Consider the following 13,079-nt stretch of genomic DNA (forward strand, 5'->3'; position numbering starts at 1 on the left):
CCTTTCGGTCTTTCTGGAGGTCACCTTCTGGGAGTCACCTTCTGGGAGTCACGTCCTGGGGGTCAGATCCCGCGGGTCAGGCGCGGCGGCGGAACAGCCACTGGCGGAAGAGGAGGAACTTGAGGGCGGTTGCGGCGAGGTTCGCGGCGGTGACGACCGCGAGCTCGAGCCAGCGCCCCGGCGTCGTGAGCGCGTGCAGCCCGGCGAGGGAGCCTGAGGTGAGGGCCCAGCCGAGGGCGAAGACGGCGAGGCCCGCGAGGTGGTGGGTCGCGAGGCGCGCCCGGCCGAGCACGCCGAAGGTGAAGCGCCGGTTGGCGGCCGTGTTCGCGATGGCGCTGATCAGGAGGGCGGCGAAGTTGGCCCACTGCGGGTCGAGGAACGTGCGGCCCAGGAGGTACAGGGCCATGTAGGCGAGTGTGGAGAAGGCTCCGACCGCGCCGAAACGCACGAGCTGGCCGAGGAGTCCGCCCTGCCCGCCCGGGTCGGGCGCAGGGACGGTGGCAGGCAGGGGCCCGCGCGCGAGGGCCCCGCGGAGCTGGGCGAGGGGGATGCGTCCCCGGGCCGTGTCCTTCGTGAGCCGGTACATCCCGCGGAGGTCGTCGAGGGCCGTCCGGACGACGTCGACTTTCGAGTCGGGGTCGTCCGTCCAGTCCACGGGGACCTCGTGGCACCGCAGCCCGCAGCGCTGGGCGAGGACCAGGAGCTCGGTGTCGAAGAACCACGCCGTGTCCAGAGTGTGGGGGAGGAGCTGCTGGGCCACGTCGGAACGGATGGCCTTGAAGCCGCACTGCGCGTCGGAGAACTCGGCGCCCATGAGGGAGTGGAGCAGGAAGTTGTAGGAGCGCGAGACGAACTCGCGCTTGGGGCCGCGCACCACGCGGGACGTCCGGGCCAGCCGCGTGCCGATCGCAAGGTCGGAGTGGCCGGACAGGAGCGGGGCGACGAGTGGGCTCAGCGCGTTGAGGTCGGTCGAGAGGTCCACGTCCATGTACGCCAGGATCGGGGCGTCCGAGGCGAGCCACACCGTCCGGAGTGCGTTGCCGCGGCCCTTCTCGGCCAGGTGGACGGCGCGGACCTCGGGCAGCTCGCGGGCGAGCCGCTCGGCGACGCGGAGCGTGCCGTCGGTCGAGGCGTTGTCCGCAACGGTGATGCGGAAGCCGTGCGGGAACGTCGCGCCCAGGTGTGCGTGGAGCCGCCGCACGCACTCCTCGAGGTCCTTCTCCTCGTTGTAGACCGGGACCGTCACGTCGAGGACCGGGATGCCGGCGGCGTCGAGCGCGGCCGTCGCGACCGCGGTGCCGGGGCGGAGCCCGGCGGCGGACGGGAGGACGACGCCGCCGGCCGCCTGCGCGGTCGGCTCGCCTGCTCCGGGGGCTGGGTCAGCGGCGGAGGCCGTCGTGGTGGGGTCCGTGAGCGTCATGCCTACGACTTTCGCGGGCGCGCTTGTGACCGCCTTAGCGTCATCCTGTGCCGGAACTGTGAGCGCCGGCACCCGCGTCCCGACACCGCTCGGATTCGGGCAGGCCCGAATGGTTACGGCTGTCGGTGGCGGGTCCTATCGTGGTCGGGTGACCAGCACCATCCGACGCGCCGGGGCCCCGGCATGACCCGCCGCACCTGGGCGCTCTTCGCCGCCATGAGCCTGATCTGGGGCGTCCCGTACCTCCTCATCCGCGAGGCCGTCGCCGAGGTGAGCCCCGCCGTCGTCGTGTTCGCGCGGACGGCGATCGGCGCCGTCGTGCTCCTGCCGTTCGCGTGGAGGGGACTGCGGACGGTGTGGGAGCACCGCTGGCCCGTGCTCGCCTTCGCGCTGCTCGAGATGGTGGGGCCGTGGTTCCTGCTCAGCGACGCGGAGCGGTCGATCACGAGCTCGCTGGCCGGGCTCCTCATCGCGTTCGCGCCGGTGCTCGCCCTCGTCGTGGCGCGGGGGATCGGCCTCGAGAAGCGGATCGGGGGCCTGCGGATCATCGGCCTCGTCGTGGCGGTCGGCGGAGTCGCGCTCCTCGGAGGAGGCGGGATGCAGGCGTCCGGGCCGTGGCCCATCGCCGAGATGCTGTTGGTCGCCGTCGGCTACGCCGTCGCGCCGCAGATCGCCGCGGTGAAGCTGCGCGACGTGCCCGCGCTGCCGATGACCGCGGTGTGCCTGAGCGTCGCCGCCGTGATCTCGGCGCCGTTCGCCGCCCTGACCTGGCCGGCCCGAGTGCCGTCCGCGAACGCCGTCGGCTCGCTGGCCCTCCTGGGCCTGCTGTGCACGGCGGTCGCGTTCCTGCTGTTCTTCCGGCTCATCGCGGAGGCTGGCCCGGCGCGCGCCACCGCGATCGCGTACGTCAACCCGGTCGTGGCACTCGCGCTCGGGGTGAGCCTGCACGGGGACCCCCTGACCGTGCCCATCGTCATCGGGGCCCTCCTGGTCCTCGCCGGCACCTTCATGGCGACCCGGCCGAGCGTCCGCGAGGCCGCGCCCCGCGCGGACGCGTCCCAGCCGGAGTCCGCCCAGGCTTCGGGCTGACCCGCCTACGCCGCAGGCAGGTACACGGCGAATTCCGTCCGCCCAGGACGCGACGTCAGCTCCACTGTCCCCCCGTGCGCGGCAACGATCGCCTCCACGATCGAGAGGCCGAGCCCCGTTGACCCCTCGCCGCCGCCTGTCGTGCGCGCCTGGTCGGCCCGGGCAAACCGCGAGAACACACGCTCCTGCAGCTCCGCCGGGATTCCCGGGCCGTCGTCGACGACCGTGATGACGGCCTCGCCGCGGGCGGATCTTCCGACCGAAGCGGTCACGGTCGTCCCGGCCGGGGTGTGCTTGCGCGCGTTGGAGAGCAGGTTCACGAAGACCTGGTGGAGCTTCGCCCCGTCCGCCCTGATCTCGAGCGGCTCCTCGGGCAGCTCGAGCCGCCAGATGTGGTCCGGGGCGATGACCTTCTGGTCCGTGACGGTCTCGACGAGCAGCTGCGTGAGATCCACCGGGCCGAGCTTGAGGGCCTGGCCCTCGTCGAGCCGGGCGAGCGTGAGGAGGTCCTCGACCAGCCGGGTCATGCGCTGCGACTGGGACTCGACCCGCCCGAGCGACTCGGTCCCCTGCTCCGTGAGGGGCTCGGTCATCTTCAGCATGTCCGTGTACCCGCGGATCGCCGTGAGCGGGGTGCGCAGCTCATGGGACGCATCGGCCACGAACTGGCGGACACGCGTCTCCGAGGCCTGCCGCGCCTCGAGCGCACCCGCGACGTTGTCGAGCATCCGGTTGAGGGCGTTCCCCACCTGCCCCACCTCGGTCCCGGGGTGGGCGGCCGACGCCGGCACCCGCACCGCGAGGGCGACCTCGCCGGCGTCGAGCGGGAGCTGGGCGACCTGCCCCGCGACGCGGGAGAGCTCCTCGAGCGGCTTCATGGTGCGGCGGATGATCCACGTCCCCAGCAGCCCGACGAGCACGAGCCCGCCGAGCGAGACGAGAAGCGTTGTCAGGACGAGGGAGCCGAGGGTGGCCTGCTTCTGGGCGAGCGGCAGCCCGGTCACCACCACGTCGCCGTACGCGGTCTGGACCGCGACGAGGCGGTATTCGCCCACGCTGAGGGTGCGGTCGACGGCGGTCGTGGCGCCGAGTCCGCTGTTGTCGCCCGGAGGCTGGGACGAGACGGGCAGCGAGGCGAGCTTCATGGCGTCGGACTGCTGGAGCGAGAGCCGCTTGCCGTCTGCGGAGATGAGGCCTCCGACGGCCACATTGCCCTCGGCGACGCGCGCGTTGAGGGTGCCGGCGCCCTGTCCTCGGGCCTCGAGCGGGTCGGGGCGGGTGCCCGCGGAGCCGCTCGGGGAGCCGAACTCGGCGGCGCGGTGGCTCGCCTGGGCGAGCTGCGCGTCGAGCTGCTGTGTGAGCACGCGGTCCATGGAGGCGTAGAGGAGCGTGCCCACCACGGAGCAGATCACCACGAGCAGGAGCATCGTGGCCAGGACCAGCTTGGTCCGCAGGTGCCACGTGTCCGGGTTGCGCCAGCTGTGCCCGGGACGCGGCTCGGCGGCGGAGAGGGATCCCACGGAGGCCATCACCCGTCGGCTGGTTTGATGACGTAGCCGGCGCCGCGCACGGTGTGGATCATCGGGGGCCGGTCGACGTCGATCTTCTTGCGCAGGTAGGAGATGTACAGCTCGACGATGTTCGCCTGGCCGCCGAAGTCGTACTGCCACACCCGGTCGAGGATCTGGGCCTTGCTGATCACTCGCTTCGGGTTCTCCATCAGGTAGCGCAGGAGTTCGAACTGGGTGGCGGTGAGCTGGATGTCCTCGCCGCCGCGGGTCACCTCCCGGGTGTCCGTGTTCAGGACGAGGTCTCCGACCACGAGTTCGGCGTCGTCCTGCGCGGCCACGCCCGAGCGCTGCACGAGTCGGTGCAGGCGGAGCATGACCTCCTCCATGCTGAACGGCTTCGTCACATAGTCGTCGCCGCCCGCGGCGAGGCCCGTGATCCTGTCCTCGACCGCGTCCTTCGCGGTCAGGAACAGCGCGGGGACCTCCGGCATGAACTGGCGGATCCGGCCGAGCACCTCGACGCCGTCGAAGCCGGGCATCATGACGTCCAGCACCAGCACGTCCGGGCGGAAGTCCCGCGCGGCGGCGACAGCCGAGGGCCCGTCCCCGGCGATCTGCACGCTCCAGCCGGCCATGCGCAGCCCCATGCTCATGAGGTCCGCGAGGCTCGGCTCGTCGTCCACCACGAGGGCGCGGATCGGGGTCCCATCGGGGTGTGTGAGGGCGGGCAGATTGTTGACGGAGAAGGGGCTTGCCATGGTTCCAGCCTCCCGTGACGGTTTAGTCCCAGCCTGAGCCTCAGCTTTGAGCGAGCTGTGGACGCCCGCGGTGACCAGACTATCCCCGGTCACAGCCAGTCCTGCAGGGTGGCACAGCGTCGCCACAGGGACGGAACCAACTCTTGGGAGCAGGACACCGCGACCCCAGGAGGATTCAATGTCCGGCGAAGACCAGCAGAGGCCCCACGAACCCGGCCACGCCCAGCCAGGCCAGAACCCGAACCGGCCAGGCCAGCAGGCCCGGCCCTCCGTCGAGCCGAGCGTGCCGGGAGGGACGCACGACGCCGCGTGGCAGCAGGGCGCCCAGCCCGCCGCCGGATGGGGTGCCCCGGCCCCGCAGCAGGGCCAGCCCGCCGCCGGCTGGGGCGCCGCTCCTCCCCAGGGGCCGGGCCGGCGCGGGATGTCCCGCACCCAGAAGGGGGCTGCCGCCGCCGGCATCGCCGTCGTGCTCGCGGCGGGCGCCGGGGCCGCCGTGTATGCGGCGACCGGCTCCACCAGCGGCGCAGGAACCGCGCAGGGCGGCGTGGGCCAGCCGGGTGCGAACGGTCAGCCCGGCACAGGCGGCCAGTCCCGCTTCGGCCAGGACGGCGGTGCTCAGGACGGCGTGGCGCCGGACGGCTTCGGCCCCGCCGGCATGGGCGCCGGCACCATGGGACAGGTGCTGCACGGCGAGTACGTGGTGCTGCGGGACAGCCAGAACGTGACGATGGTCATGCAGACCGGCACCATCACCGCGGTGTCGTCGGGATCCGTGACCGTGAAGAGCACCGACGGGTTCCAGCAGACCTACGCACTGACCGCTCAGACCGAGTACCTGAGCCGGACGGCGGGCCGCAGCCAGCGGGGGTCCCAGTCAGGGTCATCGTCCGGGTCGTCGTCGAGCCTCGCCATCGGCCAGACCGTGAGCATCACGGCCCTCAAGGATGGACTCTCGGCGCTCACCGTCAGCGAGACTTCGGCATCGGCCGGCTCGAGCAGCTGACCCCCGACGTCCTGCCGAGCACGACGGCGCCGCCCACCTCGCGCTGAGGTGGGCGGCGCCGTCGTGCTCTGTCCCCCTGCTGCCGCCGTTCGGGCGGCCGGTCACTGCCAGCTGGTGATCAGTACCAGTTGTTGGCGAGGTGGAAGGCGAGGGCGTTGGCGGGGGAGCCGTACCGGGACTTGATGTAGTTCAGGCCCCAGTCGATCTGGGTGCGGTAGTTGGTCTGCCAGTCGGCGCCGACGCTCGCCATCTTCGAGCCCGGGAGCGACTGGACGATGCCGTACGCGCCGCTCGAGGCGTTCGTCGCGGTGGTCCTCCAGCCCGACTCCTTGGTCCAGAGGGTCTCGAGGGCGCTCATCTGGTCCTGGCCCCAGCCGAAGGCGGCGAGGCGGCTCGCGGCGTACGCCTTGGCGCCCGCGGGGTCATCGACGGGCTGGGCGGCGAGCGCGGCGGCTGCCTTGTCCGCCGCTGCCTTGTCAGCGGCAGCCTTGTCGGCGGCGGCCTTTGCGGCCGCCGCCTGGTCCGCCGCTGCCTGGTCGGCGGCAGCCTTGGCAGCGGCAGCCTGGTCCGCGGCGGCCTTCTCGGCAGCTGCCTGGTCCGCAGCCGCCTGCTCCGCCGCGGTCTTGGAAGCAGCGGCGTCAGCGCGGAGGGCCGCCTGCTCGGTGGGGCCGGCGGCGATCGACTGGGCGATCGAATCGCCCGAGGCTTCGGGAATGCTGGCCTCGACAGACGAGGTGCGGGCCAGGCCGTTCACGTTGGCCGTGGCTGCCGCGCCGCCTCCGGCGACCGCGAGCAGGCCGAGGGACAGTGCGACGACGGCGCTGCGGTGGCCGAGCTTGTCGAACGCGCTGCCGGACTTGGCGCCCGAGGACGCGGCAATGCGGGCGAGGGGGGAGGAGTGGTCGAAGGCGCGGCGGCGGCCATGAGGGCGCGGGGCAGCGCGGAAGGGGGACTTGCTCAAAGCGGATGGGCCTCTCGTTGGCGCCTGCGAAGTTAGCTGTCGGGTTCGGATGCGAGCCATCCGGCCCTGCCGATGGGCATGGGCTTCACCCCAAGGGCGCACCTCCGCTCGGGAGAGCGGGCGCGGCCGCCAGGTGGGTCCTCCGTCTCTGCCTTGAACTGAACGCAACGGGCCGCCGGCAGAGTTCGGCGAGCGGGTCCCGTGGGCACCCGCCGTTCTGCGGGCACCCATACACCGTACGGGAAGCTTCCGTCATTGTCACATTTGGGTAACGGCAGATTTGGCGTCGCACTAGCTGACCGAAGGGTCGGTTGTCTACCTGACGCGGCCGGGTCTCCGGCGCGCGTCCACAGCCGTCCACATTGTGAGATTCCGCCTAGTTCAACGGAAGATGAACGGAAGGAGTCCTTTCGCCGAAGATCCTTCGATGAAAACTCGACCATCTCCCGAAACTGTGAAAATCTTGATTCATAACAGGCCTGCGCCGAATCGTGATGCTGATCACAAAGGCCTCGCTGATCTCAACATGTGAGACGAAAGCGGCATTGTTACTTGCCTGTAGGCATTGTTACGCCGCACACTCTCAGTGTGAACAAAGACTCAACAGCACCTGCAGCCGCAGTAGCCCTCGCTGGCTCACCCGCCAGCCTCGAGCCGCGCTGTTGTCGAATGTCGAGCTGACTGCACCACCCCAGCGTTTAGCCCCAGTCGTTCCTCCGCCCAGCGTCGGGCAGCACCTACCCACGCGGGCGATCTGCTCCGCATTCGAAGCCTTCACGGCTAGTTCTCTCGAGGTCTGATCCATGTCTGTTGCTTCCGGCTACGTCCACATCTCTGTCCGCAACGCCCAGAAGTCCCAGCCGGGCCACCGGCAGCCGTTCGGCTCGCGCTTCCCCGGCCAGGCCGATGCCCCGGCTCACCCCGGAGCCCAGCAGGGGCTGCGGGCAGCCCAGCCCTTCCGCTCCCTGGCCGAGGACTACGCCCCGATCACCGCCCCCACCCCGGTCGTCCCCGCGGGGCCTGAGCCGGTGCGGGCGGTCACCCCGGACAACGTCGCGCATGGCTTCGTCCTCTACGTGGGCCTGTCCGAGCAGCAGGCCGCCGCGGCCGGCACATCGATCGCGCGCATCGCCCAGGAGATCCGCGCGTACGCGCAGAACCTCGTCGAGGGCGTCGAGAGCTACGCGGCCGTCGCGGTGGCGCCGGCCTCCGCACCCGGCTCCTCGCTCGACGTCGTGCGCTCCACCTTCGGCGACCCGACCATCGCGGCCCGCCAGCAGCGCCCCGAGCCCCGTCCGGCCCCGCAGTCGGACGCCCGCCCGGCCGGCGTCCTCATCGACCTCGCCCGCCGCGAGGTCCACCTCGACGGTGAAACCCTGAACCTGACGTTCAAGGAGTTCGAGCTCCTGAACTTCCTCGTGGAGAACGGGACGCGGACCGTGAGCCGTGACGAGCTGCTCGAGGGCCTCTGGAAGAACGCCGAGGAGATCCCGAACGAGCGCACGATCGACGTGCACATCCGCCGCCTGCGGTCCAAGCTCGGCCGTCTGGCGAACACTGTCCGCACCGTGCGCGGGCAGGGCTACCGGTTCTACGAGCACCCCGAGGTCATCGTCTGGGCCGCGCCCGAGTACTCGATCTAGTCGCTGCCACGGGGCAGCCGGCAGACGCCGGCCCCCTCCACCGCGCCCCGTAGGCTAGTGGCGTGAGCAAGCACCACCTCAAGCGCCTCGTCGTCCTGCGTCACTCCAAGGCTGCGTGGCCGGTCGGAGTCGCGGACGCCGACAGGCCGCTCGCGGAGCGCGGGCACGCCGATGCCCCCGAGGCGGGGAAGTGGCTGCTCAGGCATCACATCGTGCCGGACTTCATCCTCTGCTCCGTGGCGCTCCGCACGAGGCAGACGTGCACGTGGGTGTGCGAGGAGCTCGGCGACAAGGCCCCCACGCCCAAGCTCGAGTCAGGCCTGTACGCCGCCAGCGCCGCCCGCATGCTCGCCGTCGTGAACCACGTCCCGGAGACCGTGCGCACGCTGCTGGTCATCTCGCACATGCCCGGTGTGCAGGACCTCGTCCTGCGCCTCGCGTCCCGGGACTCGGAGCACGAGGCCTACATGGACGCGGCGAGCCATTTCCCCACCACTGGCCTCGCCGTGCTCGAGACCGAGACGCCGTGGGCCGAACTCGACGGTCAGGACGCCCGCCTCACGCACTTCGCCGCGCCGCGCGCGAAGAAGAGGGGCTGACCGCGGACGACGCCGCGCGGCCCGGGCGGCGCGGAGCCGCGGCGACGGCGGTGCGAACCGGTGCGGGCCGCGCTGCGGTCCTGGCCGGGATCCGGCCGGGACCGGGACGGGCTGCCGTGCCGCGCGGGCGCGTCGCGGGCCGGCGTGGGGAGCGTGCTGTACGGCGGGTCTCCGGCCACACGGCACCGCCGAGCAGCACCGTGAGGGTGACTGCGCCGGCAGCCAGCGCGCCCAGGAAGAACGGGTCGGCATCGCGGCTGGAGACGGACGTGACCACGGTCGGGTCCGTGTCCCAGGCGAGGCCGATGAGCCGGAGGAACGCGAGGCCCGCTCCGATCGCGAGGGCGGATCCCGCGGCGGCCACGCCTGCCACGACATAGCGGGACATCGCGAGCACCGCGTACAGGGCGGAAGCGATGAACGCCCCGATGCCCAGCAGAGCCAGCGAAGCCAGCCCGCCGTCGAGCGTCAGCGCGGCCGCCGCCGCGAGCGCCGCGGCTGCGCCCGCGCTCCAGAGCGTCGCCCGGGCGCTGGTGCGCAGGGGCAGGAAACGGGACTTCGCGGCGGGCATGCTTCCATTGTGGAGCGGATACCAGAGTTTCCGCTGTTACTGGTGTGATGTGGATTTTCGTGGCGCGGCGCGGGCCTGTTCGGGCGCCTCGAAGGCCCCTGCGACGACGCCGACAACTGCCTCGACGGAGGGTCCCAGCGGGCGCGCCCGGTCCGCCGCCCTGTCCGTGCCGACCACGAATGCCGCGCCGAAGACTGCGAGGGCGACCATGTCGAGGTCCTGCCCCTCGCGGGGCCGCCTGCGGGCAGCGAGCCGCTCCAAGGCCGCGCGGATCTCGGCCAGGACCCGCGCCCGCATCGCGCTGAGAACCGGCTGCCAGGCGCCGTCCGCCCGCCACTGCTCGCCCATCCACAGCCGCACGAACGCCGGGTACGCCTCGATGAAGCCGAGGGCCCGTTCGACCATCCCCCGCACCTCGCCGAGGTCACCCCGTGTGGCGTCGAGGTCGCCCCGTGTGGCGCCGAGGTCACCCCGTGTGGCGCCGAAGTCACCCCCTGTGGTGCCGAGGTCACCCCGTGCCTGCGCGTGCCCGGGACGCAGGGCGTCCATGAGCAGCGCCATCCCGTACTCGAGGAGCTGGGCGACGAGCTCGTTCTTGCTGCCGAAGTTGTAGTAGACGGTGCCCTTGGCCACGCCGGCGGCGGCTGCGATCTCGTCCACCGTCACCGCGTCTGTCCCGCGCTGCCCGATGAGCTCCATCGCGGCGGCGAAGAGCCGTTCCCTCGTGCCGGTCCTCCGGGCGCTCATACGGCGATCTCGGGCTGCAGCGTCTTGAGTCGCCACGTCATGTTCTTCCGGGTGCCCAGGACGTTGAGCAGGCCCCCGAGCAGCGTGTAGCCGATCAGGCCGACGACGATCGGCAGGACGCCGGACAGGTCGCCGCCGTAGACGAGGTGCCTCATGCCGTTGACCACGTAGCCCATGGGGAGGACCTGGTGGGCGATCCTGAACGGCTCCGGCGTCATCTCCCAGGGGAAGGTCCCACCGGAGGACACGAGCTGCAGGATGAGCAGGACCAGCACCACGAACTTCCCCGCCGTCCCCACAAGCGAGATGATGCCGTGGATCAGAGCGCTGAACGCCATGCCGCCCAGCAGCAGGAACAGCCACATCAGCACGGGGTGCGCGGGGTGGAGCCCCAGTGCGAAGTCCACGACCAGCGTCAGGAGCGTGGCCTGCGCGGCGGCCACCGCGACGAACGGGAGCCAGCCGCCCACGGCGACCTTCCACGCGGGGGCGTTGGAGGCGAGGGCCCGCAGGGTCACGGGGCGCATCGCCTGGGTCAGCATGAAGATCCCGACCCACATGGACAGCGAGAGGAAGAACGGGGCGAGGCCGGCGCCGTAGGAGCCGGCGGCGGTCTGCGAGACGCGGTCGACGGCGACCGGGTCACCCATGACCTTCGAGACGTCCTCGGTCTGCTGGGCGGAGGGGTTCGGGACCTTCCCCGCCCCTGCGGCAAGGCCGTCCGCGAGATCGTGCGCGCCGGAGTCGGCCCGCCCGGCGCCTTCGCGGAGCTGGGCGGCGCCGTCGGACGCCTGGGCCGCGCCGTCGGCGAGCCGCTGGGTGCCGTCGAGGGCCGCCTGCTCGCCCGAGGCGAGCTGCGCGGCACCCGCGGACAGCGAGTCCGCGCCGTCGGACGCCTGGCCGATGGCCGAGGTGAGGGCGGGCATGCCCGCTGCGAGCTGGGCCGCGCCGTCGGCGACCTGGCGGGAGCCCGTGGCGAGCTGCTGGACCTGGGCCGCCGCGGTGTGGAGCTGGGCGCGGGCGTCGGAGGCCGGCGTTGAGGACTGCGCGCCGGCCACGTCCGCAGCCATCCGGTCCGCCTGTGCCTGGGTCAGGACGCCGCTGGCCACGAGCTTCTGGGCGGACGCCCGGACGCGCTCCTGCAGGCCCGCGTCGGCCGCGTCTGCGGCGGCCACCGCGGACTGGACCCTGTCATTGAGGGCGGCGTTCCCAGCCGCGACCTGGGCCGCGCCGTCGGCAAGCCGCTGCGTGTCCGCCGGGAGCGTCGCCGTCTTCTGCTCGAGCGTTCCGAGGCCTGCCGCGAGCTGTGCGGAACCGTCACGGAGCCGGACGGCGCCGTCCCGCAGCTGGGTCTGGCCTGCGACGAGCTGGCCGGCGCCGCTGCTCACCTGCGCCGTGCCGTCCGCGAGCTGGGCCGAACCGCCCTTGAGTGCGTCGAGGCCCTCAGCGAGCTGGGCCGCGCCGTCGGAGGCTGTCACGAGCTGGGCATGGATCGTCCCGTAGCCGGTGAGCAGCTTCGCCGCGGTCTCCGTGCCCACCTGCTTGGCGACGGCGTCGTGCACCGCAGTGGTGACCTTGTCCACGATCGTTGACAGGAGGTAGTTGTTGGCGTCGTTCGTGGTGACCTGGAGCATGGCCTGCTGTGCCGAGTCGAAGCTGCCGGGGGAGGCGAGGTTCGCCGAGAAGTCGGCCGGCAGGGTCAGCGAGAAGGAGTAGGTGCCCGTGCGGACGCCCTCGTCGGCCTCGACCCGGCTCGAGACGCGGTGCCAGTCGAAGAGGTGTCCGTCGACGAGGGTCTGAGCGACGTCGTTCCCGGCGTCGAGCCGGGTGCCGTCGGCCGCGTCGGTGCCCCGGTCCTCCACGACGAGGGCGGCGGGGATCCGGTCCATGTTCTTGTACGGGTCCCAGTTCGCGTACAGGTAGACGGCGCCGTAGAGGAGCGGGACCATGGTGAGGGCCAGGATCGTGAGCTTGGGCAGCAGGCCGTAGGTCATGCGCTTGAGCTCGGAGCCGGCGAGGCGCAGGACGGTCATGCCCGGCCCTCCTCGCGCTCGCGCGGGGCGAGGTCCCCGCACTCCGCGCCCTCGGCTGGTTCCGCATTGCCCACGACGGCGACCGCCCCCTCCCAGCCGAGTGGCACCTCCGCGACCACGCCCACGACGGCGAGCGCCCGGCCCGGGTTTCCGGCGAGGGCTTCGAGGCGCGGGAGCCAGTCGTCGGCGCGGTCGGAGTGTCGGTCGGGGGAGTCGACGACGAGGAGGCGGACCGCGGGGTCCGCGAGGGCGAGCTCGGTCAGGAGCTCGACGCGCCGGTGCGGCGGCAGGCTGCGGGCCCACTCCCCGGCGACATCCTCGAAGGCGTGGACCGTGAGCCAGGCCGTGGGGTCCGTCGCGCCGCGGTGGCGCCGGGGGAGGAGGGCCAGGTCCTCGGCGACGAGGTCGCGCACGCTCAGGTGCAGCTCGGCCTCGTTGATGCCGGGGGAGTCCACGAGGGCCGCGGCCCTGCGGAGGGCGCGCAGGTCCTTCCTGGCCGTGCTCGGCGCGCCCCAGACGGCGGTCCCCGAGTTGGGGGCGTAGCGGCCGCTCGCCGCCAGCGCCAGGGCGGTGCGCTCGTCCTGCCCGTCGCCGCGGACGAGCGTGAGGCGTCCCGGCCGGGCGTCGAAGGAGGTCGGGGGCACGAGGTCGCCGTGACGGCCGACGACAGTCAGACCACGAACTGAAAGCATGCTCTCGATTGTAGGAAACTGACCGGTCAGTACAAAACCGGGAGCGGTGCAC

General features: G+C 72.2%; 12 protein-coding genes and 1 riboswitch. Of the genes, 4 read left to right on the forward strand and 8 right to left on the reverse strand.

What is annotated here, in order from left to right; translation table 11 throughout:
* Nucleotides 1-76: 76 nt before the first annotated feature.
* Nucleotides 77-1,420, reverse strand: coding sequence for a glycosyltransferase (locus tag ACQ5BE_RS10925; RefSeq protein WP_430297051.1), 1,344 nt, complete (start codon nt 1,418-1,420; stop codon nt 77-79).
* 183 nt (nt 1,421-1,603) lie between these two features.
* Here ACQ5BE_RS10925 and ACQ5BE_RS10930 point away from each other — a divergent pair, with 183 nt between their 5' ends.
* Nucleotides 1,604-2,509 (forward strand): DMT family transporter, encoded by a 906-nt coding sequence (locus ACQ5BE_RS10930; protein WP_430297052.1) that lies wholly within the window; start codon nt 1,604-1,606, stop codon nt 2,507-2,509.
* A gap of 5 nt (nt 2,510-2,514) precedes the next feature.
* Here the strand turns inward: ACQ5BE_RS10930 and ACQ5BE_RS10935 are convergent, their stop codons facing one another.
* The gene (locus ACQ5BE_RS10935; RefSeq protein WP_430297053.1) at nt 2,515-4,029 is read right to left on the reverse strand and encodes a HAMP domain-containing sensor histidine kinase; all 1,515 of its coding nucleotides are present in this window, start codon (nt 4,027-4,029) and stop codon (nt 2,515-2,517) included.
* Between the two features lie 8 nt (nt 4,030-4,037).
* Nucleotides 4,038-4,778, reverse strand: a complete 741-nt coding sequence (locus tag ACQ5BE_RS10940; protein WP_344300958.1) for a response regulator transcription factor — start codon at nt 4,776-4,778, stop codon at nt 4,038-4,040.
* Between the two features lie 178 nt (nt 4,779-4,956).
* Here ACQ5BE_RS10940 and ACQ5BE_RS10945 point away from each other — a divergent pair, with 178 nt between their 5' ends.
* Nucleotides 4,957-5,781 (forward strand): hypothetical protein, encoded by an 825-nt coding sequence (locus ACQ5BE_RS10945; protein WP_430297054.1) that lies wholly within the window; start codon nt 4,957-4,959, stop codon nt 5,779-5,781.
* Nucleotides 5,782-5,899: 118 nt separating this feature from the next.
* Here ACQ5BE_RS10945 and ACQ5BE_RS10950 read toward each other — a convergent pair whose 3' ends face one another.
* The gene (locus ACQ5BE_RS10950; protein WP_430297055.1) at nt 5,900-6,742 is read right to left on the reverse strand and encodes a hypothetical protein; all 843 of its coding nucleotides are present in this window, start codon (nt 6,740-6,742) and stop codon (nt 5,900-5,902) included.
* A gap of 6 nt (nt 6,743-6,748) precedes the next feature.
* Nucleotides 6,749-6,943, reverse strand: a riboswitch (cyclic di-AMP (ydaO/yuaA leader).
* A 602-nt stretch (nt 6,944-7,545) separates the two neighbouring features.
* Here ACQ5BE_RS10950 and ACQ5BE_RS10955 point away from each other — a divergent pair.
* On the forward strand, nt 7,546-8,385 hold the full coding sequence (locus ACQ5BE_RS10955; RefSeq protein WP_430297056.1) for a winged helix-turn-helix domain-containing protein: 840 nt from the start codon (nt 7,546-7,548) through the stop codon (nt 8,383-8,385).
* A gap of 62 nt (nt 8,386-8,447) precedes the next feature.
* Nucleotides 8,448-8,984, forward strand: a complete 537-nt coding sequence (locus tag ACQ5BE_RS10960) for a SixA phosphatase family protein (protein ID WP_430297057.1) — start codon at nt 8,448-8,450, stop codon at nt 8,982-8,984.
* Here ACQ5BE_RS10960 and ACQ5BE_RS10965 read toward each other — a convergent pair.
* Genes ACQ5BE_RS10965 through ACQ5BE_RS10980 form a run of 4 tightly spaced genes read right to left on the reverse strand, consistent with a single transcriptional unit; the run spans nt 8,944 to nt 13,027 of the window.
* Complete coding sequence (locus ACQ5BE_RS10965) at nt 8,944-9,555, reverse strand: hypothetical protein (RefSeq protein ID WP_430297058.1); 612 nt, start codon at nt 9,553-9,555, stop codon at nt 8,944-8,946. The genes ACQ5BE_RS10960 and ACQ5BE_RS10965 overlap by 41 nt on opposite strands.
* 36 nt (nt 9,556-9,591) lie before the next feature.
* The gene (locus tag ACQ5BE_RS10970; RefSeq protein WP_430297059.1) at nt 9,592-10,302 is read right to left on the reverse strand and encodes a TetR/AcrR family transcriptional regulator; all 711 of its coding nucleotides are present in this window, start codon (nt 10,300-10,302) and stop codon (nt 9,592-9,594) included.
* Nucleotides 10,299-12,335 carry a YhgE/Pip family protein gene (locus ACQ5BE_RS10975; RefSeq protein ID WP_430297060.1) on the reverse strand — a complete coding sequence of 679 codons (2,037 nt, stop codon included), beginning with the start codon at nt 12,333-12,335 and terminating at the stop codon, nt 10,299-10,301. Before ACQ5BE_RS10975 ends, ACQ5BE_RS10970 begins: the two co-directional genes overlap by 4 nt.
* Entirely contained in the window at nt 12,332-13,027 is a 696-nt protein-coding gene (locus tag ACQ5BE_RS10980) for an ABC transporter ATP-binding protein (protein ID WP_430297061.1), read from the reverse strand. The genes ACQ5BE_RS10975 and ACQ5BE_RS10980 overlap by 4 nt, the downstream gene beginning before the upstream one ends.
* Nucleotides 13,028-13,079 lie beyond the last annotated feature (52 nt).

It is taken from the genome of Sinomonas sp. B1-1 (genome assembly GCF_050474465.1).
Classification (GTDB): domain Bacteria; phylum Actinomycetota; class Actinomycetes; order Actinomycetales; family Micrococcaceae; genus Sinomonas; species Sinomonas flava.